Origin of the sequence: Olivibacter domesticus (assembly GCF_900109575.1) — a bacterium.
Lineage (GTDB): Bacteria > Bacteroidota > Bacteroidia > Sphingobacteriales > Sphingobacteriaceae > Olivibacter > Olivibacter domesticus.
In genome coordinates this window covers 14,198-40,442 of sequence record NZ_FOAF01000008.1, presented here as the reverse complement: position 1 = coordinate 40,442, position 26,245 = coordinate 14,198, and the positions used below count along the sequence as shown (strand labels likewise).

Genomic DNA, 26,245 nt, shown 5'->3' with positions numbered 1-26,245 from the left:
CTGATTTATGAAAACAATTAAATATAACATAACCACCCTTCTGCTGATATTGTTGCTCGCCGCCTGTAACAACGATCTAGATGAAATGCTATATACAGAAGTGACTGATGATCAATTGACCTATACAAATGCATACCAGGCCACCGGTGTTCTTTATGCCAATATGCGTGAACTTTTTGATCATCATAACTGGGCCGGTGTGCAGGAAACCTCCTCAGACGAGCTAGTTATGCCTGCCAATGCCTCCGGCTGGGATGATGGTGGCATCTATAAGCGTATTCATCTCCATACTTGGAATTCAGAAAACGAGCAAATGAATGCCATGTGGAATAGCCTCTATAAAGGTGCGATCAATGCAAACCGTATTATCAGTTTGCTTGAAGAAAACAAAATTCCGTTAACAGACGGGCTTACAAAAGAAGGCGTACTAGCCGAAGTAAAGATAGCACGAGCCTTTTTTTACTGGCTCATTTGTGACAATTTTGGCGATGCCCCCTTAGTTACCAGTACAGGCACTGAATTACAGGCAAAATCGTCAAGAACCGAGCTTTATCAATTCATTGTTTCAGAAGTCAATGCCGCACTGCCCAACTTAAGTGAAGATAATAGTCGGTTGTTATATGGACGCTTTAATAAATGGGCTGCAAAAGCATTATTGGCCAACGTATATCTCAATGCTGGTGTGTATACAGGTACACCGGCATGGCAAGAATGCATTCAGCAATGTGATGATGTGATCAATTCTGCCAAATATAGCTTGAACGCCAACTTCAGAGATGTATTTACAACTCAGAATGAAAACTCACCGGAAATCGTATTTGCCATTCCTTTTGAAGAAACAGTTGGTGGCGGTTTCCTGTTCCATATGTTTTCTTGGCATGCCTCACTAAAGGCTAAAGCAAATATGCAAGCAACACCATGGGGTTCGGGTTCGGCTATGGCTGTTCCGCAATTTATTGATACTTATGATCCGCTTGATGGACGATTAGCCGACACCTGGTTAATGGGCCCTCAATTTGCTGCTGATGGTAAAACACCACTTTTGGGTGCTTATGACCAGGCGGGTAAACCACTCGTATTCACCAAAGATATTCCCGATGGCTTATATACTGGCGAATCGGAAGGTTATCGTATGAATAAATTCACCGTAAAAATGGGGGCACTACATAATCTAGATAATGATTTCCCCTTCTTTCGCTATGCTGATATCCTATTGATGAAAGCTGAATGCCTCTTACGAAACGGCAATCCCAATGAAGCTTCCACATTGGTCAGTCAGGTAAGAGCTCGTGCTTTTAAAAACAATCCAGCGAAGGCGACGGTAACTGGAAACGACCTCCAGCAAAATAGTCGTTATAAGTATGGCTATGTAGAAGACTACAAGCTTGTAGACGAAGGGAATACAGCACCGGTACAATATGGACGCCTACTGGATGAGCTAGGTTGGGAGTTTGCTTGGGAAGGTCACCGTCGTCGTGACATGATTCGTTTCGGTATATTTACCACTAAAAGCTGGCTCTCGCACAAGCCAAATGGCGACTACCGTATTACTTTTCCGATTCCGCAACAGACTATTAATTCGAATCCTAACCTAACGCAAAATCAAGGTTATTAATATTTTATTCTCCATATGACGATGAAAACAAAACAGTTTTTTTGCTTTATCCTCCTTGCGTTCGGCCTGTGTGCCGAAGGCAAGGCTCAGTTACAGAATCGTAAACCATTACGCGCTAATCCTTATATGGAATTGCCATTAGGTGCTATTCAGCCCAAAGACTGGTTAAAAAATCAATTAACACGTATGAAAACCGGCTTAACAGGTCATTTAGATGAACGATACCCGCAAGTGGTTGGCAACAGAAATGGCTGGCTTGGTGGTGATGGCGATGCTTGGGAAAGAGGTCCTTACTGGTTAGATGGTTTACTGCCCCTTGCTTACATTTTAAAAGATGATGAGTTAATTAGAAAAGTAAAGCCATGGATTGAATGGACTATAAGGAACCAACGTGATGACGGATATATCGGACCAAGGCCACTTAAAGAAAAATCAAAACCTGAACCAGGAATCCAAAAGGAGCCCGTTGAAGATTGGTGGCCACGAATGGTAATGTTAAAGGTGCTACAACAATATTATAATGCCACAGGTGATAAAAGGGTTATTAAAACCTTAACCAATTATTTTAGGTATCAGCTCCAAGAACTACCTAAACACCCTTTAGACCAATGGTCTTTCTGGGGAAATCGCCGGGGAGCAGATAACCTAATGGTGGTATACTGGTTGTATAACCAAACGGGAGAGTCTTTTCTATTAGAATTGGGGAATCTGCTTTACCAGCAAACATTTCCTTACGCTACTGTCTTTTCAAATCAATATAACGACAAGCAAAACGGTATCTCACACCTCTATCCTTACAACACCGGGAACACCTATCCATTCGATCAGCAAGCAATTAATAGATTGCATGTTGGCCAGCTACAAAGCTTTCACTGTGTTAATTTAGCGCAAGGTATTAAGTCACCCATCATTTATTACCAGCAAAATCCAGATACAAATTACATAAAAGCGGTAAAAAGAGCTTATAATGATATTGCAATTTTTCACGGGCAGGCGCAAGGCATGTATGGTGGCGATGAGCCCCTACACGGCAATGCCCCAACTCAAGGTATTGAGTTTTGTTCGGTAGTCGAAATGCTGTTTTCCCTAGAGAGCATGCTTTCCATTACCGGTGATACAGAATTTGCAGATCTCTTGGAAAAAATTGCATATAACGCCATGCCTACGCAGGCAACCGACGACTTCAACCATCGTCAATACTTCCAGAGTGCTAATCAGGTATTGATTTCTAGAGCCGAACGCAACTTTTTTGAAGATGGTGGGCACCAAGGCACTGATCAGTGTTATGGACTCCTTACCGGTTATCCTTGTTGCACCGCCAATATGCATCAAGGATGGCCTAAATTTGTGCAAAACCTATGGTATCAAACAGCAGATAAAGGTATAGCTGCCCTGCTTTATGGGCCCAGCGAAGTAGATGCAAAAGTGGCCGATGGTCAATCCATCCATATTACTGAAGACACCCATTATCCATTTGACGAGACTATCCGTTTCACCATAAAGACAAAGAAAGCAGTTAGCTTTCCGTTCCATCTCCGTATCCCGTACTGGGCAAAAGATGCAAAAATAACTATCAATGGAGATACCATAAGTGAAATAACTAAGCCCGGTAGCATTGTAAAAATTAATCGCAGCTGGAAAGAAGGCGACCAGGTTAGCTTGGTTTTACCAATGCATATCGAAACCAGCCGTTGGGCTGAACTATCGGTTGCTGTAGAAAGAGGCCCTTTGGTATATGCACTTAAGATAGAGGAAGACTGGCGCAAAGTAAGTAATGCGGAATACTTCGGCGATTTCTATGAGGTATATCCTAAATCGGAATGGAATTACGGGTTACTGGAAAAAGCAATAAACGACCCTCAGAACGGATTCGAGGTGATTAAAAACCAGACAAACGGGCAGTACCCCTGGAATTTAGCCGGTGCGCCCATCCTTATAAAAACGAAGGCCAAGAAGATCCCTGAATGGACCTTATATAAAAATATGGCAGGTCCTCTTCCTCATCAGTTTTCATCTGCCAAAGGAGAAGAAACACCCATAGTGCTGGTTCCTTATGGCTGCTCTACTCTTCGTATCACTCAGTTCCCGGTAGTTAATTAAAACAAGTAATTATGAAAAATACATTCATCTATATAAGTACTAGCTTGCTCCTACATTCCGGAGCAGTGGCATACGCGCAGAACAAAGTCAACACGATACAACCCGTTAATTTCTCTAAAGTTGAAATAACTGATCAGTTTTGGACACCCAAGATAAAAACGGTGAGCACCGTGACCATTCCTGTATGCATTGAGCAAACCGAAGTCAAAACTCCACGTATTCGCAATTTTGAAAAAGTTGCTCGTAAAACAGGTGAAAAACATGAGGGCATTTATTATGATGATTCGGATGTTTACAAAGCATTGGAAGCCATCGCCTACTCATTAAAAAACCAACCTAATCAAGCTTTAGTTGATAAAGCTGACGAATGGATCGATAAGATTGCAGCCGCTCAGCTATCTGATGGTTATTTAAACACCTATTTTACACTAAACGGATTAGATAAACGATGGACCGATATGGATATGCATGAAGATTACTGTGCCGGACATTTAATGGAAGCTGCAATTGCTTACTATAACACCACAGGTAAAAGAAAGCTGCTGGACGTGGCCATTCGCTTTGCTGACCACATTGATACGACATTTCGACTACCAAATAGGCATTGGGTCAGTGGGCATCAGGAAATCGAATTAGCACTCGTCAAACTCTATCATACTACGCAAAATGAACGTTATCTGCAATTGGCGGATTGGTTTCTTCAGCAGCGTGGACGTGGTTATGGCAAAGGACAAACTTGGGATGAATGGAAGGATCCAGCTCGTTGCCAAGATGCCATACCTCTAATGGATCAACGGGAAATTACGGGCCATGCGGTGCGGGCTATGTATCTTTATACAGGTGCGGCTGACGTGGGTGCCGCTACGCAAAATGCCGATTATATGCAGGCCATGCAAGATGTTTGGCAAGATGTGGTATATCGAAACATGTATATTACTGGTGGAATCGGTTCAACAGCAAAAAATGAAGGTTTCAGCCAAGACTACGATTTGCCCAACGCCACTGCCTATTGCGAAACATGTGCTTCTGTTGGTATGGTTTTCTGGAATCAGCGCATGAATTTACTTACTGGTGAGGCTAAGTATTTTGATGTGCTTGAAAGAAGTTTGTACAACGGGGCACTTGATGGTCTATCATTGAGTGGCGATCGTTTTTTTTATGGAAATCCACTTGCTTCACAAGGGAACTATTCTAGAAGTGAGTGGTTCGGCACCGCTTGCTGTCCATCCAACATAGCGCGACTAGTGGAGTCATTAGGTAATTATATCTATGCAAAATCTGATCAGTCTATTTGGGTTAATTTATTTGTTGGTAGCAATACCAGTGTACTACTCAAAAAGGGACAGGTAGACATCACACAACAAAGCAATTACCCTTGGGAGGGGAATATTAAACTAACCGTTACACCAAACAAGAAAATGTCTTTTCCTATGCACATCCGAATTCCTGGCTGGACGCAGAATCAACCTGTACCTGGCGACACCTATCATTTTGTTAATGGGAAACAGGATAAAATAGAAATATCCATCAATGGAAAAGTCGTAGATTATAGGATGGAAAAGGGATATGCCGTCATTGACAGAGCTTGGAACAAGGGTGATGTATTAAGCGTTTCATTGCCTATGGAGGTTAAAAAAGTAGGCGCTAGTGATAAGGTTTCAGCTAACAAAAACCGTATAGCATTACAAAGGGGCCCCCTCGTATACTGTGTGGAACAGGCAGATCAACAATCTGTCTCGAACTTTTTTGTGCCTGAAGATGTTTCTTTTACAACGTCGTATCAAAAAGATTTACTTGGAGGTATTGTAACTATCCAAAGTAATCTTCCAGTAGTCAGTCCGGCTACAGATGCACAATCGGTAAACCTAAAAAGAGCAACCATTACCGCAGTTCCCTATTACTCTTGGGCGAATCGAGGTATGGGCGAGATGCAAGTTTGGCTACCAACCAAAATTACGGATATCTCTATAAATAGCTCGGCAATAAAATAAATAAGAGAACAAGCAAAGAGAGATAGGACGATTTGAACTTCGGTTACGCCTATCTCTCCTCTTGCCCGATATAGGGTATGCTTGTTCTTTTAAATTCTAGTTTAGCCCTTTCCACCATTCGCTAAAAACTTGTGCAGTATCATTTAAATTCACTTCTTGTCCTATCATCGGTGTTACTAATGGAAAATCATGAGATTTGCTTAAGGCTGTAATCTTCATTAAAGGTTCGTCCCATGGATGTAACGCCAACACAAATTTTGAGGAATGCACCGGAAATATACGTTTCGCCCTTAGTTCTTGCGCGGCTTTAAGTACCTCTTCCGGTAACATGTGAATTGCTTGCCAAGCAACATTGTATTGGCCATTATCTAAGATAGCCAAATCAATCGGGCCGTACTGCTTACCTATATCGGCAAAGTGATTATCATATCCGCTATCACCACCAATATATACCTTCAGATTGGGTGTTTGTAGAACATATGACAACCATAAGGTATTGTTTCTCGTAAAACCTCTTCCCGAAAAATGTCTTGCAGGTGCAGTATGCACAACAAAACCGTCGCCAAGCGGAATACTATCATTCCAATCTTTCTCTATAATCTTCTTAACATCAAATCCCCATTGTTCAAAATGTTCACCCACACCGAGCCCACAAATTACATGCTTAACCTTTCCTTTTAATGCAAGAATGGTTTCATAGTCAAGATGATCATAATGGTCGTGCGTTATCAATAAATAATCAATATCGGGCATGTCGGTAGCATGGTAAATATCAGTACCTTTAAAACTTTTATTTGTCCTTGGAATAGGAGAAGCATTTCCACTAAAGACCGGATCGATCAAAAAACGCTTCCCTCCTATTTGCATGAAATAAGAGGAATGTCCGAACCATACCAACACATTACTATCTACATTCAATTGTAGTAGGTCTGTTTTTATAGAAGGGATACTATCCGCAGGGGTTCTCCTTGGAAAACTTTTAAAGAGAAAATCATAGGTAACGCCTGCTGTAGAATAGCCTTCGGTGATAGTTGGCGTAAAATGAATATTTTGAAATTGTCCGTCTTTGTAATGTGGTGATTTCTTTATTAGCTCAAGGCGTTTACCCGATGGGGCTTTACCAAATTTCTGCTGGCGCATATATAAGAATACAACAATTGCTGTGAGCAGCACGATACATAGGAGGACTATCATTATTCGTTTAAATATTTTTAAAAATCGCTTCATTTTAATTTCAACAGCAGACATTTATACGTGAGTCAAAACTTAATATCTTTCACAGCTAAAATCCATTTTTTATAAAGAGTTTACGTACAGCATTAATCATCATCAATTCAATTTCATACAAAAGGTTCCCTCAGGAAAAGAAAAAACAGCATTGGCATACCAGTAGCATCTATTAACAACACTTCCATTGCTTCAACAATTAATTTATGAAGTAGTTGAATGAATCGACCATATGATAATCCAGAACAAATTTAACTCTTATTTACGATAAAGTTTTGTTGAAAGGCTCAAATTAACTTTGTTGAAAAGCCCATACCTAAAACGTTCATATTAGATAGAGAAAATTACTTCCACATTTGACATGTAAAACACAGGAGAATGGTAACCAAATGAAGCTGAAAATTAAAGGTAGCTTGCTATATGTCTATAAAACGAGAATGTCGTTTATTTATCTTCAACGGTGATATCTTATATATCATCGAAATCGATATAATTCAACAACTGATGATTTTTTAAAACAGAATTAGTGTATAAGACAAAAATTTAGGCCTTAATTATCTGTCAGTGTTTTCATAAAAGCAATGATTTCCGTTATTTCCTGCTGCGACAAGTTTAGTCGTTGATCCGATAAGGTTTGGTTGTTAAGCGATATTCCAATACCTGCTCCCCCTCCTCGATTATAAAAGTCCATCACTTCTTCTAAGCTTTTATAAACGCCATTGTGCATGTAAGGAGCCGTTTTAGCAATATTTCTCAGGGTGGGCGTCTTAAAAGAATATTTATACTGATTATATGGGCTTAATAAAAAACGACCTTTATCATCATCGATCACAGCGTGAATAGTATCTGGCTTAGAAGGCACACCTAGTACCTCAGTCTCCGATTTATCAAATAGCGGAGCGGGTGTACCATTAAATAGTGGTACAAAATGGCAGGTGGCACATTTCGCTTTACCCATAAATAAATTAAATCCCTTTTTCTCAGGTTCATTTAGCTGCTGGTAATCGCCATCCATATATTGATCAAACCTGGAAGAAAAAGGCGCTAAAGACCTGACATAACTCGCGAGCGCATGTTGTATTTTCCAAGGATCAATTTGAGATGGATCCGAGCCGTAGGCACGCTTAAAAAGAGCAGCATATCTTTGATTTTTTTGTAAAGCTTCCGCCGCTTTAGCGAGTGTTCCCTGCATTTCGGCTTCATTGTGCACTACATCGAGCGCCTGATCTTCTAAGGTTCCGGCCTTATGATCGTAAAAGAAAGCACGTTGAAAACCTGCATAACTAAGCGTTGGTGTATTTCTTAAAAGACTTTTTTGTTGATCAATACCAATGGCTTTCACTAATCCATCTGTAAATGCCTTCTCAATATGATGACAACTTGCACAACTTTTATTATTCCCGTTCGACAAAATAACGTCTGCAAAGAGCACTTTCCCTAGTGCCGCTTTTTCATTCGAAAAATATGCTGTTTTGTTACTAACAAATTTGTTGATATCTAAAACCTTCCCTTTAAAGAGACTTGTAGCTTCATTATCAAGTGCTACGGTACTAGATATTGAGGCAATTTGAAGTGTATTCCGCATCTCATTAAGCAAAACATTTAAAGGGTCCAGATACTGGATTATAAAATCCAAGCGGTTAAATTTATTAAAATCATTGTTTCTTTGAAGATACTTTATCGATTTATCTAATGCCTCAATAACGGCATCGTGCTTTTGAAAAAGCAAAAGACACTGTTTTAATCCTGTTAACGAGGATACAGCTTCATCGAGCGACTGTAGCGCCAAAGGAGTATCAAAACCTGTAATACCTAAAGCGGCAATGCGGAAAAGTTCCAATCGCATCGCGTCAAAAATCTGTTCATTGGTAATGGTATACGCTTGTTGATATTGTTGAACTCTTTTTAAAGCGACCTCCATTTTTTTAATCTCATTAACAAGCTCTTCCCTAGCTTCTGGTGTCAAGTCGTTGTATATATAATCTTCCATTACCTGAAATCCACCGGGAGGCTCTACCAGATTCTCGCCTAACTCAATTTCATTAATAGGGGGACCATTTAGAACTTTCGCTGTACTTGGAAAAAAATATTCTATATAATACTCAATGACTTTAAATTGATTTCTACATTCTAAAAAGCTTTTTTTGATAGCCAATGTATCCTTACTGTTGATAGCCAAAGGCAGCAAATCGGCATTAATCAATGTCTCTAGCTTGCAAATTTCTTTGGTTACCTGATCTTTTATAGTAACCGCGTTCGTTTTTTTATTTTGAGCGCAGAAAGTCACTAAAAAGATAATGATAACAGACATTCCAAGAATGATAAAAAGTCTTTTAATCATATAGGATGAGTAAATAAAATTCCCTTTGTAGCAACGCCACAAAGGGAAATGGTAGTATTTATTATTATAGCTATTTCTTAACCCCGCTTACAATCACCACCTGGCCACCCTCGCTGTTATTGGTAAGCCGTGCATCTCCGCCATCGGCGTTCTTATATTTATCATCTTTCCACGTATGTGGGTGTAAATTGACTACGAAGGTATTAGGTTTACCAATGATTTCTGAAATATCATACATAGCACCGTACTCCCAAGTACTTAGTGTCTGCACATTGTCCGGATTATACTTTGCATTAAATTCAGCTTCGTTTCTTCTATGATTCATCTGAAGCATTGGTTTTAATGCTTTGTTCGACATTTCATATTGCCAGATAGTTCCATCGTGATTATTATTTTTATAGAACGAATCCCCATCTTCTTGAATATAAACAAAATTTTCGGTTACGCAGAGATTATCTGGGTTAACAATACTATTACCTGGATCATCCGCCCCATCAACAGCAATTTCGAGTTTACCTTTCAACGGGTTATCGGCATTCAAGATCAATTTGTATACACGTCCCCACATCGTTTTACCACTAACGGGCGTAATTTTATCGGCTTGACTTACACCTGTTGCTGTAAAATAAACCTCCCGACCATTGGCGCTCCCCCCCTTACGATAATCAATATCCTCTACACGAGCAAACATTACAGCATTTTTGTCAACGGTTTGCTGCTGAAGCTCTTCACCCCTACTATCCTTAACCTTATCCATCTCTACAAATTCCACATCATATGAATTTCCTTTTGATATGTCTGTTTCTACCGGATTATTGTCGCTCCGTTTCAGTACATATAATTTACCATCATCCAAATTTCCCTGATTATTCGACACGTACATTGCTACTTGTCCATCACCCTCATCCTCACCTATAAGAATAACGGTCTTTCCTGGAAAAGCATCTTTTGGTAATGGAACGGCATTCTCTGCACTCCACCGTCCAAAGGCAGGGTTTACACGTTGTTGATTCTTTTTATCAGCAGGTGCCAAGGGATCAATAACATGTATCAAAGACTCCGCGCCACTTTCCCCAGCAGTAAGAAACAAGGGTTTCGCAAATCCATGTTCTTCGGGTGTTGCTAATGTTGCAGAACATAGACGGGTCATACCCCCATCAGAATCTACAATATATTCACCTTTTAAGGGTTTTAATTCATTATCTAAATAAACTCTCGAAACAGATTGTAAGATCTCATGGTTATTGATCATGATATAGCCAGTTCCATCAGGGTTTTTAAGAATACCGGCACCATCAGGTTGAGCACCAAAGATAAAGTCTGGTGACTCAGAAAGAACGTCGTCACTGCTAATCAATGTATTGATCTTTAAATCTTCGAATCCAGTCAGTGATTTCACCAAAGAAGGATTTACCGATCTATCAACGATTTCGAAATCGGGATTTGGATTTTCTTCGTCGGTATTATTATCATTGTTCTTTTTACAAGCTCCAAATAAGAGTGTTGATAAGACAAAAAGGCTTATACCTAGTTTTAGTGATTGTTTGGCGTTCGTGTTTATCATAGTTCAGTTATCTTTTGCTGTAAAAGTAACTTCCCAATGTTTTTTAATATTTAACCGTATGTTAAATTCACGTACTTTGTCAGTTTTCGTTTAGCGGGACGAGTTAACAGATATTAAATTAGTATGTATAAGATAACAAAAGCCGACTGGATGCACTTTTTTATGATAGAATCATTAAATTGCCTAAACATATATATATAATACGTGGATACCTTTCTGATAGATAGTCAAACGATTGATGATTTACAGCTTTTTGAGAGTACGAAGCATGATCGTAGTATCTATGCCTATTTTGATAATACCACCACCATTGGCGGAAAAGCCTTTTTAAAAGATTTGTTTACTAAGCCAATTATTAACATAGAGGAGCTAATACATCGAAGTAAGGATATCCAATTTCTTTTCAATGAGGTAGAGAGCCTATCTTTTCAAAGGGAATCTATCGATTTCATTGAATATTATTTAAACAGTATCGATAAGCCCAAAAAATACACTTGGCATGCTGCTTTTAAAAAGTCGGTTAAATATCGATACACAAAGAAACAAGAGCAATACAACAAACAACGCGGATTAGGTGAAATACTAAACACCTTGGTTTTTCTCAATGTGCTTTCTAAGGAAATCCAACAAAAGCATGAGCTCAACTTTATTAAGGAGCTTTACTTACGGTTAGAGAAAGTGTGCAGCGATCCGTTTATAAAAAAGTGTTTGACCTACCCTAAAAAGCTTAAGGGATTACGATTGGAGAGATGCGATTTCCTTATTAGAAATATCTATTTAGAGGATATACTTAAAATATTAGCTAGTGTATATCAACTTGACGCCTATTATGCCATTGCATTGGCTGCAAGAAAATATAATTTTTCCTTTCCCATTTATCACCATGATAACGAAAGCAAACTTATTTTAGAAGGAGTTTTTCACCCATTTTTAAGCACGCCTGTTACGAACAATTTCGAGTTAGATAGACAACAACATCTTTGCTTCCTGACGGGCGTAAATATGTCGGGTAAATCCACCTTAATGAAATCTGTCGCCATTGCCGTGTATCTTGCCCATATTGGATTTCCTGTGCCAGCTGTCGGGATGGAGACCGGCCTGTTTAATGGAATATTGACCACCATCAACCTTGCTGACAACTTAACACTGGGTAGAAGCCATTTTTATAATGAGGTGTTAAGAGTAAAACTTGTTGCTCAACAGGTTGCAACACGAAAAAACCTCCTGATCATCTTTGATGAACTTTTCCGGGGAACAAATGTTAAAGATGCTTATGAATCTTCTCTTTTAGTGATAGAGGCCTTTTCAAAAGTACCGACGAGTTTTTTTATTATTTCCAGCCATTTGATAGAGGTGGCCCACGATTTAAAAGAAAACAAGCAGATAGACTTCAGGCATTTCGAAACAAAAATGAAAAGTAACACACCAACCTTCAATTATAAGCTTGTTGGAGGTATCACAGATAATAGAATAGGCGCTTGGATCTTAAAAAATGAAGGTATACTGGAGATATTGGATGGCGCTTTAACTAACCCTTTGACCTAAAAATCACCTCAAAAGTTCGTCAAAAATTTTCCATATTAAATTATGCTAATAAAAGCTCCAGTATTTTTAGATTTATTGCAGATTTGCATACATGACTATAAAAAATGGATGAGAAAAATTTGCTGCAGCGTATGGTCAATAAAACGGTTATTATAAATGCCTCCTCTTCAAAAGTTTGGGAGTTCCTGACAGATATTAAGCTAATGAAAAAGTGGATGTTCGAAACGGAAATTGATATAATCACCGATTGGAAAGTTGGAAGCCCAATAACCATTCGGGTGGATTGGTATAAAACCCAACTTGAAAATAAAGGTATAATTCTAGCATTTAAACCTAACAAGCATTTAAAATACAGCCATTTAAGCTCTCTTTCACGGCTTCCCAACACCATCGAAAACTATTCCATAATTGATTTTAGTTTAACAGAAGAAGAGAATCAAACAGCATTGACAATTACACTTTCCAACTTTCCGACAGAAACCATATATAAACATTTAGCCTTCTACTGGAACATTACATTGGAATTGCTGAAAAAATTAATTGAGCAATAAGCAAATAACATCTAAACCTATTAATTGACAAAGCATCATAGAATAATCAGCCATATTATTAATTTTTAATCTTAAAAGGTGTTCAAGTATTTCTTAACGTCTCGTTGAATTGCTATTGGTTATTAATTCTAAAATTTGTTGTTTTTATAATCCTATTAGATTAAATTCGTATTAACGAAACCGATAAAACCGAATTGAACTGACAAGAGATAATGAATTTTAATTGAATTCTATTAATTATGTCGGTAAATAAGAAAATGTCGGATATAGATATCTTCCAAAAGCTAAAATCGGGCGATATAAAAGCCTTTGAGCAGATTTATGATAAATATTGGTCTAAACTTTTCGATCAAGCTCATCGGCGATTGGCTGATGAAGAGATTGTCAAGGAATTTATACAGGATCTTTTCACTGAATTGTGGCTGAATAAAGGTAAAATAGAAATTCACACTTCGCTATCCTCCTACTTACAACAATCTTTAAAATTTAAAATCTTCAATCATTATAAATCTCAACAAGTACAGGAACGCTATAAGGAATTTGTAAATATACAAGCCTCTTTGCGCTCTGGTAATAGTAATCAAACTGAAGAACACTTAAATTATACCGATCTCCATCAAGCATTAAAAAAATGCATTGAAAAATTACCCAAACAAGCCCAAAGAGTATACAAATTAAAACAAGAAGATGGACTGACTTATCCAGAAATTGCCGCTCTGTTACAAATATCCATTAGCACGGTAGAAAAACATATCATTAGGGCCTTAAAAACGATTCGCGAGGAACTAAAGTATTTTTTTTTGTTATTATTTTTTATTTTTTAGAAAAAATGGAGGTATTATCTTGCTTAAGTTTACTATTGTTTGTATTTGCGTAGATAATGGATCCATACAATCAACATAAGGAAGAGGAAAGAGCTCTTAACGAACGCTTCGAAAAATGGTATAATGAAGTGGATGAGCTGCATAGTTATACGGAAGAACTAAGGCCGCAAACTAGACGCAATCTTCGCAGTAACATGCTGTCAGCGATCAAGACAAAATCCAACATATCTTATCAACCTGCTACATCATTTTCTTTAAAGTTCCGGTGGAAGCCTGTGTTATATGCAGCTTCTATTATATTGGTATTCACCAGCATAGTTGTATTATTATCTGCACCTAAAAAATTAACCTATAAAACTGCGTTTGGTCAAATAAAACAGTTAAAATTGCCAGATGGCTCCCTTGTTAAACTAAACGGTAACTCTAGTTTGGTTTATCATAAATATAGCTTTTCATCAGAACGGGAAGTTTGGATCAAGGGAGAAGGGACTTTTCAGGTCGTACACCGACAAAACAATCAACCTTTTAGGGTACATGTATCCGACAGTACCTATATTGATGTATTAGGTACCGAATTTAATGTACGAAATAGAACGGTAGAGACGCTGGTAGCCCTCCGCAATGGAAAAATCAATTTTCGATATAACAGCAAAAAAGGTAAACATCAAATACTCATCCATCCTGGGCAGTACCTCTCTTTAACGGAAAACAGTACAGGGTATAGACTTAAAGACAATGCACCAATTGATGATTTTTTTATTTGGCAGCAGTATAAGCTCGTATTAAATCATGGTACACTTTCATATGTGTTATCCACATTATCAGAAACTTACGGGTTAAGACTGAAAGTGACAGACAGTAAATTGTTAGAAAGGGATGCTTCAGGCTCTCTACCCCTCAATGTCAGTCATAAAGAAATGATATCGAATATTGCATTATTATATGATTTAAATGTTATGAGAAAGGACGATCAATTCTTATTGCTACCTAAATCAATATATCGTAAATAAATCGCTTTATAGCAGGATTTTTAACGAAAAAACATGTGCTCAATCGCATGTAAAGACTTTTTATTGTTATAGAAAATATAATCGACAATAATATAAATATCAAACCCATTACTATGAAGCCACAAAAAACATTCATTATTCTCCGCTGTTAAACCAGCTTTTGACCTCTAAAATTTAGGTTCATCTACATTAAAAAGTGAAATCAGTAAAACACATTTATTGGTTAATGGAAATGCTTTGCATTTTTTAAAATCATCTAAACAAGTCTTCATCATGCGTAAAACTCTAAAAAATGTCAGTTTAACTCTTCTCCTTGGTGTAACTACGCTACCACTCCTACCTCTCAATGCCTATGGAGCTGTGCATAGTTCTACATTTATTCATTTAAGAAAAATTCATCCGGCTTATATTCATTCCATTCAACTAGTTAGTTTGGAACAAGCGTTTAAAACCCTGGAAGAAAAATTTAACGTTTCAATAGCATACCGCAGCGGATTGCTCGGCAGCAATCAAGTGGATATGGATGCACTTAAAATGCTAACTACGGTTGAGGCTGCTTTAAGTAAAGCACTGGCTGAAAAAAATTTAACCTATACCAAGAACAATGAAAAGTTCTATGTTATCATTGAAAAGAAAAAAAATACAGGTATTAAAAGCAATATCAATAGAAACCCGCAAACACAGCAGCAAATAATCACTGGAACAGTAACGGATGAGAAAGGAGACCCCATTCCGTTTGCTGCGGTAAAGATAAAAGGTACAAGCCTCGGTACAAGCACAAATGAGAATGGTCACTTCATGTTGAAAAATCTCCCAAAAAATGCTATTATCATCGTTTCTTATATGGGATATCGCCCAATTGAGATGGCCGTTTCAGACAAAACTGTTTTAAATTTTAAATTGGAGCCTGTTGCTGCTGAATTAAGTGAGGTGGTGGTGGTTGGTTATGGCGTACAGCGAAAAGAAGAATTTACAGGTTCTGCTTCTCGCATTGGAGGAGAAAAATTGGCAGATCAGCCGGTTCAAAGTTTTGATCAAGCATTGGCAGGTAGGGCTTCTGGTGTCAATATTGCCCAACCTAACGGGGTTCTAAATAATGCACCTGTTATCCGTATCCGTGGTGTCAACTCTATTTCTCAAAGTTCTTACCCACTTATTGTGGTGGATGGAATTCCTATCAATGCGGGTGAGAGCGTATCATCTAATGCTAACGTGTCGAACAACCCCCTCGGAGATATCAACCCCGCCGATATTGAATCTATTAATATATTGAAAGATGCGGCATCTACCTCTATTTATGGCTCAAGAGGTGCAGCTGGCGTGATGATCATTACTACCAAAAGAGGGAAGACGGGCAAAGCCCGTGTAAATTATGAAGGCTGGACAGGTATTTCGAATCCAGTAAGATTGCCTACTATGTTGAATGCAGAACAATTTATGATGATAAAAAATGAAGCTGTATTAAACTCAAAAATTTCAAGTGGCAATGCGAATAATGATAAAGTAGCATCTGCCTATTTCTTTCCTACATATAATGACGATGGTTCTTTAGTAGACACCCGGTGGTACGACGAAACTTACAGAACAGGATTCTCACACAATCACAGTTTGAATATTACAGGCGGATCAGAAGACACTAAATATTTCTTCTCAACCAATTATTCCGACCAAAAGGGCTTCATCAAAAATAATGAATTTGATCGTATTGGTGTCCGTTTCAATGTTGATCATAACCTTACTAACTGGCTCAAATTAACAGGTGGCGCCAATTATACCCGTAGTAACAATCAGTCACCGAATACAGGATCTTTAAGAGGCAACGCCTTCTTACTTACCGGAATAGCTCGACTAGCGTGGCTTACAGCTCCAAATGTGGGGCCCTACAATACAGATGGATCTTATAACATAAACAGTAGCACTAACACCATGGGAATGGGAAATAACACGGTGCCTAGCAATTTTTATAATCCGACTGCCCTACTTGGTTTAAATAGGTATGATGCGCAGAATGACCATATTATTGGCAATGTGGGAGCCACCGTAACATTATTGGAGGGTTTGGACTTTAAAACCAGTTATGCCCTTGATTGGACAAAAGTTGAGAATAAGACCTTCGAAAGCGCCTTGCACGGCCCCGGTTTCACCGCTAGAGGAAACGCGGCAAACACGATGAATAATATTAATACCTGGAACTGGAGCAACACACTTTCTTTTAGAAGAAACTTTGCGGAGCACAACCTCGCCTTATTAGCGGGATATGAAGTTCAACATTTTGATTTTAATAGATGGGGAGCAAACCGCACACAACTTTCCGATCAATATTATGAAAACTTTGAAGGAAGCTACGGCCGGATTATTCCTTTCGCCAACATGCTAGACGCTCAATCTTCGCTCATTTCTTATATCTCTCGCATCAATTACGATTATGCTAAGAGATATTTCTTGACAATCAACTTTCGTCGGGATGGCAATTCCATTCTAGGGGAAGATTCTAAATTCGGTGTATTCGGCGGCGCCTCACTAGGCTGGACACTCTCTGAGGAAAGTTTCTATAAGAATTCGAGTTTGGCCGCCATCATGAATAGTGTAAAGTTACGTGCTAGCTGGGGTCGTGTAGGCAATGCAAACAACCCTAATAAATTTGCATCTCTCAATCTATATGAATCTGGTTTATATGGAGATGCTCCTATGCTAAATTACTACCAAGCAGGTAATACTGGCTTAGAGTGGGAAACGAGTGACCAAACTAATTTGGGTGCCGATATCTCCTTCTTTCATGACCGCTTTCAAGTCGAGATGACTTATTTCTACAATGATGTAAATGGACTCATCTTAAATGCACCGCAGTCGCCTTCTAAGGGAATTCCCAATAACGGCATTATGTTAAATGTTGGCGCTATGTATAACCGCGGTTTTGAATTCGCATTTAATACACGCGTAATTGAGCGGAATGCGTTTAATTGGAATGCTTCATTAAATTTTACGACTATAAAAAACAGGGTAACTGCACTGGCAGAAGGCAACGCTGATATTGTAGGGTCAACTAGTACTGCCGCCGAAGCAACCAATATAACACGTGTGGGTTATTCAGTAGGCAGCTTATACGGTGCGAAAACCGATGGCGTTAATCCCGAAACAGGGCAACGTATTTTTATTAATCGTAATGGTGAACGCGTACAATATAGCCATGCGGTAGCAACGGGACAAAGTAGGTGGACATACTTAGATGGAAGCCCCGCTGCCGCTATCTCAGGGAGTGATTATTATTTGCTCGGCAATGCGCTTCCCACTTGGTACGGTGGTTTTGACAATACTCTCCAATACAAGAATTTTGATCTTAACTTAAATTTTGTCTATTCGGGCGGCAACTATATTCAAAATGGTAGCAAAGGAACATTGCGCGACCAGCGTTTTTGGAACAATTATACCGATGTACTTGATCGTTGGACGACACCTGGACAAATAACAGATATTCCTCGCCTGGTATATGGGGATGTGATTTCTAATGGTTCTTCTTATCCAATTTCTGAGAATGTAGAGAAGGCCGATTTTCTACGTTTGCAAACGGTATCGCTGGGTTATCGAATCCCTCCTCGCTTATTGGGTAAATCGGGCATTAGCTCGGTTCGTATCTATGGACAAGTGTTTAATGCCTTTTTAATTACAGGCTACAGCGGTTCCGATCCAGAACTTTCATCTAATGGAAATGACAATTTAACTCCCGGTGTTGACAAAAATTCGGTACCCCAAGCACGTACTTTTACATTAGGTGTAAACGTAGGCTTCTAAGCCCTAGAACAATTTAAAATGTATGTAAAAAAAAAATTATGAAAGTTACTCTTCAAAACGATTTATACAAGCATAGCTTTAAACTTTTATTGCTAACGATCTTGAGTCTCAGTTCTTGTAGTGAAAAAGATTATTTGCATCCAGACCCAACCACATATATTCCACAGGAGCAAACGTTTGATACACCAGAGCGCGTATTGGCACTGGTAAATGGTTTATATAGAGGCATGAAAGATCAACAATTTTATGGTGGCCGCTATTATATTTATGCGGAGGTACGTGGTGATGAATATATTAACCGGACAGCTAACCTATTTACTGCATTTGACTCATGGAATCATACGTTAAATGCGGGTTCTAACGAGGTTCAGAATTTATGGACCGCGGCTTATCGCACCATTAACCTTTGTAATGTATTTCTACAAGGGCTCAACGACAATGCCAACAAAGTAGATCCTAAAATAGCATCTCAATATGCAGCGGAAGCTAAATTCGTTCGTGCTGTTGCTTATTTTGCATTGGTAACACTGTATGCCAGGCCCTATATAGAAAATAACGGCACGTCACCCGGTTTACCCCTTCGGCTGCAAGGGGAAACTACATCCGAGAATAACTCCTTAGCTAGAAGTACGGTTGCTGAAGTGTATAGTCAAATATTAAAAGACCTCGACGAAGCAGAAGAGAACTTACCTTTAACGTATGACACACCATTACTTAATACTACTCGTGCCCATCGCAATACGGCTATTGCTTTTAAAACAAGGGTATACCTTACAATGGGTAATTATAGCATGGTGGTACAAGAGGCACAAAAAATTGTCTCCTCTAACGCTCCCTATCGCGCTGAAACAGGTGTAGCCAACACATTACAAACGGATGCTACGGTTCCGTTTTTGGGGAACAATTATACAACGACTGAATCCATCTTCAGTATGCCTATGACTGATTTAGATTCCTCTACCGGTCAATCATCCATTACTTATAATCTCAATACGGCTCCCGCTGGAAACTCCGAATACAATCTCAATCCAGATGGGATCATTGGCGATATGGAATGGCGGGAAAACGATCAACGTAGGCAGTTCATCACTACCGGCACAACTAAATATCTAAAAAAATATAATAAACCGTCACCTTTCCTTGATTATATTCCCGTTATACGTTATGCCGAAGTATTGTTAAACTACGCAGAGGCTGCCGCTCACACGGGGGATCTTAATAAAGCAAGAAATCTTTTATCATTCGTGAGAAATCGAGCAGATGCCAGCTATCAATTCACGGCAAATGCTGTTGCTGATGAAACTTCTTTAGTCAACACAATCTTACATGAAAGACGTATAGAATTCCTTGGCGAGGGATTGCGTTCCAATGATTTGTTACGTACTTTACGAACTATCCCTGCCAAGGGTTCGGCTCCAGCCGTGGCTCCAGCAGACGAAGCGTATATTTTTCCGTTGCCGAATTCAGAATTATTAACCAATAAAGATTTATAAACTTAAATACTATTATGATGCATATTAAAAAAGCAATCACTAACACTTTGCTAATAATACTTCCGCTAGGCGGGCTCCTGTCTTATCGAATAGCGTGCGCACAAAAAGTTAAAACAGATGCAAGTAGCGTTGAAAACATCACCGAGAAGGTAAAGAACTTAACAAAACATGCTGGTTATTTTAATTTTTATTATGATGAAAAAAACGGTAAAATTTATCTAGAGGTTGACAAACTTGGCGCCGAATTTCTCTATTATAATTCGCTGACTGACGGTGTTGGTTCAGGTGGACCGGAACGGGGGCAGGCAAGCGCGGCAATTGCCAAATTTATCAAGGTGGGTCCTAAAATATTGCTAGTTGAACCAAACTATTCTTTTAGAGCTGTGACCGAGAATAAAGATGAGCAAAAGGCGGTAGAAAACGCTTTCGCTCAATCAGTTATTTGGGCTTTCACCCCCCTTGCTGCAGAAGGCGAACATATATTAATTGACCTCACTCCTTTCATTATACGGGATAGCCAGAAAATAGCCAATCGCGTGGGACAAAACAATCTTCCTGGTCTTAATATAGGGGAAGGTAAAAGTAGCAGTGCTACTTACCATTTCGATGAAAGCCGATCTGCCATTTACATGGAAAACACTAAAAACTTTCCAAAAAATACTGAATTTGAAGCGATTATTACCTTCACCGGTGGCTCCACCGCTGCTAGCCGTTGGGGCGGAGGGCCTGGTATCGCGCCCGATCCAAACTCAGTCACCGTAAAAATGCACCAATCCTTTGTAGCATTACCTGATGATGGATATAAACCAAGAAAATTTGATCCGCGATCTGGCTTTAATATGTTCAGTTATATGGATTTTGCAGCGTCTATGAAAGAACCGATACTCAAACGCTTTACTCGTAGGCAACGTTTGCAAAAGAAAGATCCAAATGCGGCACTGAGTGAACCCGTAAAACCAATTATCTATTATGTAGATCGGGGTGCGCCGGCCTTAATTAAAAAAGCGCTTATAGAAGGTGGTAGTTGGTGGAATCAAGCTTTTGAGGCCGCAGGCTACAAAAATGCCTTTCAGATTAAGGAACTCCCAGAAGGAGCCGACCCGATGGATATTCGCTACAATATTGTAAATTGGATTAATCGCACGGGCAATCCACGTGCCTATTCTACCGGCATGTCACATATCGACCCGCGTACCGGTGAAATTATTAAAGGAGTAGTAACGCTAGGTGCCGATAGACATCGTCAAGACTACCTGATAGCCGAAGGCTTATTGCAAAATTATGAAGACGGCAAACCGGTAAGTGAAGCAATGGAAAAGTTTGCCTTAGCACGCATTCGTCAGTTGTCTGCACATGAAATTGGCCACACCCTAGGGCTTTATCATAATTTCACTTCCAGTACGAAAGACCGAGCCTCTGTAATGGATTATCCTTTTCCTCGCTTTAGCATGGATAAGCAAGGAAACATAAATGTAGCTGATGCCTACGCTATTGGCATTGGTGCTTGGGACAAAAGGGCAATTATGTGGGGTTACCAAGATTTTCCCGAAGGCACGAACGAAGACGATGCCTTGGATAAAATCATGCAGGAAACCTTAGCACAGGGACATATCTTTATACCTGATATAGGGGGCTATGTGCACCCCATTGCAAACCAATGGGATGAAGGGGTAAATGCAGTAGATGAACTTGAGCGTATAATCGAAATAAGAGCAGCAGTATTAAAGAAATTCTCTGAAAAAGCTATCCCAAGCGGCGCTCCGATGGCAACCTTGGAGGAAGTATTAGTGCCAATGTATCTTTTACATCGCTATCAAATTGAGGCAGCTGTTAAGTCTATTGGCGGTTTATATTTTACGCACGCCATAAAGAACGACGGACAAACGGTAACTAAGCTTATAGAACCTGACGAACAGTGGAATGCTTTCAATACGTTATTAAAAACCATTCAGCCAAGTGCTTTAACTTTACCCGAAAGCTTAATTCAACAAATCCCTCCCCGTCCTTCGGGTTATCCGGAAACCAGAGAAATATTTAATCGCTACACCGGTTCGACATTTGATCCTATAGCTGCAGCCGAAACGGTTGCGGGTACTACTATTGGCTTTTTATTAGACCCTGCCAGAGCCGCTCGTTTAATTGAATACCAAGGCAGAGATGCTAAACAACCGGGATTTATTTCTATGGTAGAAAAATTGCTTGATGCCACTTGGAAAAAACCGCTTCCCGCTGGTTACGAAGGTGAATTACAGGTGATGGTAAACAACACTACCTTACAATATCTACTTCAGCTAGCCGCAAGTAAAAATGTTTCTCCTATCGTTAAAGGACAAACACTTTTCCTCATAGATGCGCTTGCTGCATGGATGGAAAAGACAGTTGGCACTGCATCGCCAGCTTATGCTTCTAACCTACGTTATGGTCTAGCAGAGGTGGCTACTTTTAGGCGAAATCCATCTCAGTTTGAGGTACAAACGCCTATGCAAATGCCTCCAGGAGCACCAATAGGTATGCCATCAATAGATTTTAATAACAATAGTATTTGTTCATTTAACTAATTGAAACATTCATGCAAACGAATTCTTTTTTAAAAATATTCACTGCCAGTGCTTTATTGGGATATATGGCATTTGCATCTATTAATAACGTATCAGCACAAAAAATAAGCGATAAAAAATTATCGGCTTTAAAGAGTGAGCTTGTTCAAGAAATCGATAAAGAGCAAAAACGTAGTCAAGAGATGGTAGACATGGTCTTCAGCTTTGGCGAACTAGGCTTTCAGGAAGAAGAGACTTCCCGTTATCTCACCGATATTTTAAAAGAAAATGGATTTGAGATAGAATATGGCATCTCTGGGGTTCCTACTTCTTGGCTGGCTAAATGGGGCAGTGGCAAGCCTGTTATCGCTATAGGCAGTGATATTGATTGTATTCCAAAAGCTTCCCAAAAACCTGGTGTTGCCTATCATGCGCCCCTGGTGGAAGGAGCTCCAGGACATGGAGAAGGACATAATTCCGGAATTCCACTCAATATTACTGCGGTACTAGCCTTAAAAAAAATAATGGAGCGTGAAAAGATTGTTGGTACCTTGGTATTATGGCCCGGTGTTGCGGAAGAGCAGCTTGCTACTAAAGCTTATTATGTAAGAGACGGTTACTTTAAGGATGTAGATGCGTGTATTTTCACTCATGTCGCCAATAATCTTGGTGTTTCTTACGGAGATAGCGGAGGCAATGGCATGATATCTGTCAAATTTAATTTTGAAGGAGAAGCGGCCCATTCAGGGGGAGCTCCATGGCGGGGGAAAAGTGCGTTAGATGCGGTTGAGCTAATGAATGTAGGATGGAACTATCATCGACAGCATATGGAACCTACTCAACGATCACATTATGTAGTAACAGATGGGGGTGATCAACCTAATGTTGTTCCTTCGAAGGCAGCGGTATGGTATTACTTTAGAGAAAAAACTTATCCAAAAATTGTGCAGATGTACCAAGATGGCATACGAATCGCCGAAGGAGCGGCTAAAATGACCAACACGAAGATGACGTACGAGGTCTTAGGCAGTGCCTGGCCAGGTCATTTTAATAAAGCAATTGCTGAAACAATGTATGAAAATATAAAAACCGTAGGATTACCCCAATGGAGCGATCAGGATCAAGAGTTAGCAAAGGCGATACAGAAAGAGTTAAAAGTTAAAGAAGAGGGAATGAATAGCGAGTTAAGTCCCCTGGGTGTACCGTCTGCCACTTCTTCTACTATGGGTGGAGGATCCGATGATATAGCAGATATTGCTTGGAATGTACCAACTGTTGTATTACGTTATCCAGCTAATATACCTGGTTTACCGGGCCATCATTGGGCTAATGCTATAGCTATGGCTACGCCAATTGCACATAAAGGAGTCATTGCTGGAGCAAAGGCAGAGGCACTTACTTTATTGGATATGTTAATTAATCCGCAGATTATTGAGGATGCGTGGACTTATTTTAAGGATGTGCAAACTAAAGAGATTAAATACACGCCTTTGATTTCAGAAAAAGATAAACCAGCTATTTATCTGAATAAAAAGATTATGGAGGAGTTTAGACCACAAATGAAAAAATACTATTACGATCCTAAGAAATATGCCACTTACTTAGAGCAACTAGGTATTAGCTATCCAACCATTAGAGAAAAACAATAGCATTTAAATTTAAGCCGCTTGATAGCTATCTACAAGCGGCTTATAATGGTTTTATTTTTTATTTTTCAATTCAGTCACACTATTTCTTATATCCTGAGCAATCGCTTTTGTTTGCTGCAGGGCACCTCTCAATCGGGTTCCCGCTGCTTTGTTTCCTTTTTCATAAAAAGCTAGTGCGTCCTTTTCCATTGAATTGATCAACTCTTTTAATTCATTGAACTTTTTCATATTATTTAAATTTATTGTTTATAATTTACAGCAGCATTTATTTGCTGCTGCGTTAGTTTAAAAGAAATAGAGCAAGCAAAATAGATATAATCCTTTATCTGTGCAAATTTTTCACACATTCTATCTTTATTTTAGTTATAAGCAAGCTTTTGGTTTAACAAAAACATCCTTTCTTATCGAATGATCAATATTCTAATGAAATAGATTCATTATAAGAATGAAAAAGGCCTTCAATCGGAGAGATCAAAGGTCTTTACTAGCCAATTATTAAACCTAAATTATGATGATACAAAGATAGTAGTACATTACCTATGGCAAATACTTGTTTTATTAGTTGCACAAATCTACATATAGTAGTTGCCTTCTTTCTAAACCTATTCTTCAATAACTGCATTTATACCTTTTCCGCTCACTATTCCACTCACGTTCCCACCATTATATTGTATCCTATACATCCCTTTTTTTTCAAAACGGTAGCCTTTTTTTAAATCAATATTTACAGACAGACTATCGTGAGGAGCCACTACCAGATAACTTTCTGGAACGGGTGGCATAATACGTTTCGCCATCGGACCGATATAGGTCACTTCACTTCCGTCAGCATGGTTGATCGTTAAATAGTTGTTCAAAAAACCTTCAAAAGGTGTATGATATTTAGTAAATCGCAGGGTATCTTCCGTTGGATTAAATACGGTAAAATGCAAGAGAATACTATCACGAAGATGTAACGGCTGCTGGATGGATAATAGTGCTACAAGATTCGTATCACTTGCAGAGGGGAATTCCAATTTTTTTGAGACCGTATCCGTTTTTTCAGGTCGGTTTTTAGACATGTGGCAAGAGACCGTGCTACTGATCACCGTAGCTAATAAAAGAGTAATCGTAAAATAGTTGCGCATATTATTAGTTTTATACCATCTATCAAAATACAAGCCAATTTCGTGATGCGACAGCTCTTATAAAGCACCAAAAGATATTCAGTAGAAACATAATGTTCATTTCTTTAATATTTATAGTACGCGTAGTTTCTACCACCTGTTTAAATAGGCAACTAATTGTTAGCTCGGCTACCAACAATTAAAAAAACCATTTATATTTAACACAGACTTAATAGTTGAACCATTTATTTGCCCAAAGCTCCTTATAATGATAAAAACTGTCAACCATCCAGAGGAAGACCTACGTCTTCTTCACGAACTTAGTATAGGTTCTATTAGTGCTTTTAATACCTTATATGATAAATATTGGGCTTATATCTACAATCTTGCTTATAAAAGGCTGCAGGACATCTCGCTTGCCAAAGACACCACGCAAGATATTTTCTTAAAGCTTTGGCAACAGCGGGAACACCTAAAAGTCGAAAATCTCCAAGCCTACTTATATGTCTGTACTCGAAATCAAGTAATTAAGTTAATGGAAAAAGAAAACAAATATTGCTCCATACCGGTGTTACTAGATCAATTCAGAACAAGTGGAGATAAAACAGATGGTAGAATACGGGAGAAAGAATTTATGGCGGCCTATAAAAAACTCCTTAGAGAACTAACCCCTTCCCAGCAAAACATTTACCGTCTTCGATACTTAGAAGACCTATCCACCGACATTATAGCTAAGCAATTACATATATCCCGTAAAACAGTTCAAAATCAACTTGCTTACTGTCGTCATAAATTGAAAGAAACTTTACTGCTAATCATTTTATATTGTTTTTTAATTGCTTACAAATAACATTTAAAAAAAAATCTTTTTCATGGGAGTTTTTCTGTTTCGCGGATCATATC

17 protein-coding genes are annotated in these 26,245 nt (G+C 38.9%); 12 read left to right on the top strand and 5 right to left on the bottom strand.

Features of this window, described 5'->3' with window-relative positions:
* Nucleotides 1-7 precede the first annotated feature (7 nt).
* From BMY50_RS21570 to BMY50_RS21560, 3 genes are read left to right on the top strand one after another with little or no spacing between them, the layout of a single operon-like run.
* Nucleotides 8-1,615 (top strand): RagB/SusD family nutrient uptake outer membrane protein, encoded by a 1,608-nt coding sequence (locus tag BMY50_RS21570; protein ID WP_093328974.1) that lies wholly within the window; start codon nucleotides 8-10, stop codon nucleotides 1,613-1,615.
* 21 nt (nucleotides 1,616-1,636) lie between these two features.
* Nucleotides 1,637-3,715, top strand: a complete 2,079-nt coding sequence (locus tag BMY50_RS21565) for a beta-L-arabinofuranosidase domain-containing protein (RefSeq protein WP_162276648.1) — start codon at nucleotides 1,637-1,639, stop codon at nucleotides 3,713-3,715.
* An 11-nt stretch (nucleotides 3,716-3,726) separates the two neighbouring features.
* Nucleotides 3,727-5,706, top strand: a complete 1,980-nt coding sequence (locus tag BMY50_RS21560) for a glycoside hydrolase family 127 protein (RefSeq protein ID WP_093328970.1) — start codon at nucleotides 3,727-3,729, stop codon at nucleotides 5,704-5,706.
* Nucleotides 5,707-5,802: 96 nt separating this feature from the next.
* Here the strand turns inward: BMY50_RS21560 and BMY50_RS21555 are convergent, their stop codons facing one another.
* From BMY50_RS21555 to BMY50_RS21545, 3 genes are all read right to left on the bottom strand, one after another.
* Nucleotides 5,803-6,900, bottom strand: coding sequence for an MBL fold metallo-hydrolase (locus BMY50_RS21555; protein WP_238383846.1), 1,098 nt, complete (start codon nucleotides 6,898-6,900; stop codon nucleotides 5,803-5,805).
* Between the two features lie 583 nt (nucleotides 6,901-7,483).
* Nucleotides 7,484-9,274 carry a cytochrome-c peroxidase gene (locus tag BMY50_RS21550; protein WP_093328968.1) on the bottom strand — a complete coding sequence of 597 codons (1,791 nt, stop codon included), beginning with the start codon at nucleotides 9,272-9,274 and terminating at the stop codon, nucleotides 7,484-7,486.
* Nucleotides 9,275-9,344: 70 nt separating this feature from the next.
* Nucleotides 9,345-10,838, bottom strand: coding sequence for a PhoX family protein (locus tag BMY50_RS21545; RefSeq protein ID WP_093328966.1), 1,494 nt, complete (start codon nucleotides 10,836-10,838; stop codon nucleotides 9,345-9,347).
* A 204-nt stretch (nucleotides 10,839-11,042) separates the two neighbouring features.
* Here BMY50_RS21545 and BMY50_RS21540 point away from each other — a divergent pair, with 204 nt between their 5' ends.
* From BMY50_RS21540 to BMY50_RS21505, 8 genes are all read left to right on the top strand, one after another.
* Nucleotides 11,043-12,383, top strand: a complete 1,341-nt coding sequence (locus tag BMY50_RS21540; protein WP_093328965.1) for a MutS-related protein — start codon at nucleotides 11,043-11,045, stop codon at nucleotides 12,381-12,383.
* Between the two features lie 104 nt (nucleotides 12,384-12,487).
* Complete coding sequence (locus BMY50_RS21535) at nucleotides 12,488-12,934, top strand: SRPBCC family protein (protein WP_202907904.1); 447 nt, start codon at nucleotides 12,488-12,490, stop codon at nucleotides 12,932-12,934.
* A 239-nt stretch (nucleotides 12,935-13,173) separates the two neighbouring features.
* A complete protein-coding gene (locus BMY50_RS21530; protein ID WP_093328963.1) occupies nucleotides 13,174-13,758 on the top strand; it encodes an RNA polymerase sigma-70 factor in 585 nt (194 codons plus the stop codon).
* 56 nt (nucleotides 13,759-13,814) lie between these two features.
* Nucleotides 13,815-14,768: a FecR family protein gene (locus BMY50_RS21525; RefSeq protein WP_093328960.1), complete on the top strand. Its 954-nt coding sequence runs from the start codon at nucleotides 13,815-13,817 to the stop codon at nucleotides 14,766-14,768.
* Between the two features lie 273 nt (nucleotides 14,769-15,041).
* Nucleotides 15,042-18,557 carry a SusC/RagA family TonB-linked outer membrane protein gene (locus BMY50_RS21520; protein ID WP_238383845.1) on the top strand — a complete coding sequence of 1,172 codons (3,516 nt, stop codon included), beginning with the start codon at nucleotides 15,042-15,044 and terminating at the stop codon, nucleotides 18,555-18,557.
* Between the two features lie 38 nt (nucleotides 18,558-18,595).
* The gene (locus BMY50_RS21515; RefSeq protein ID WP_093328956.1) at nucleotides 18,596-20,050 is read left to right on the top strand and encodes a RagB/SusD family nutrient uptake outer membrane protein; all 1,455 of its coding nucleotides are present in this window, start codon (nucleotides 18,596-18,598) and stop codon (nucleotides 20,048-20,050) included.
* Nucleotides 20,051-20,064: 14 nt separating this feature from the next.
* The gene (locus BMY50_RS21510; protein WP_093328953.1) at nucleotides 20,065-22,608 is read left to right on the top strand and encodes a zinc-dependent metalloprotease; all 2,544 of its coding nucleotides are present in this window, start codon (nucleotides 20,065-20,067) and stop codon (nucleotides 22,606-22,608) included.
* An 11-nt stretch (nucleotides 22,609-22,619) separates the two neighbouring features.
* Nucleotides 22,620-24,236 carry an amidohydrolase gene (locus BMY50_RS21505; protein ID WP_093328950.1) on the top strand — a complete coding sequence of 539 codons (1,617 nt, stop codon included), beginning with the start codon at nucleotides 22,620-22,622 and terminating at the stop codon, nucleotides 24,234-24,236.
* Between the two features lie 51 nt (nucleotides 24,237-24,287).
* Here the strand turns inward: BMY50_RS21505 and BMY50_RS21500 are convergent, their stop codons facing one another.
* On the bottom strand, nucleotides 24,288-24,464 hold the full coding sequence (locus tag BMY50_RS21500; RefSeq protein ID WP_093328947.1) for a histone H1: 177 nt from the start codon (nucleotides 24,462-24,464) through the stop codon (nucleotides 24,288-24,290).
* Nucleotides 24,465-24,838: 374 nt separating this feature from the next.
* A complete protein-coding gene (locus tag BMY50_RS21495) occupies nucleotides 24,839-25,363 on the bottom strand; it encodes a hypothetical protein (protein ID WP_139202308.1) in 525 nt (174 codons plus the stop codon).
* 247 nt (nucleotides 25,364-25,610) lie between these two features.
* Here BMY50_RS21495 and BMY50_RS21490 point away from each other — a divergent pair, with 247 nt between their 5' ends.
* On the top strand, nucleotides 25,611-26,192 hold the full coding sequence (locus tag BMY50_RS21490) for an RNA polymerase sigma factor (protein WP_093328941.1): 582 nt from the start codon (nucleotides 25,611-25,613) through the stop codon (nucleotides 26,190-26,192).
* Nucleotides 26,193-26,245 lie beyond the last annotated feature (53 nt).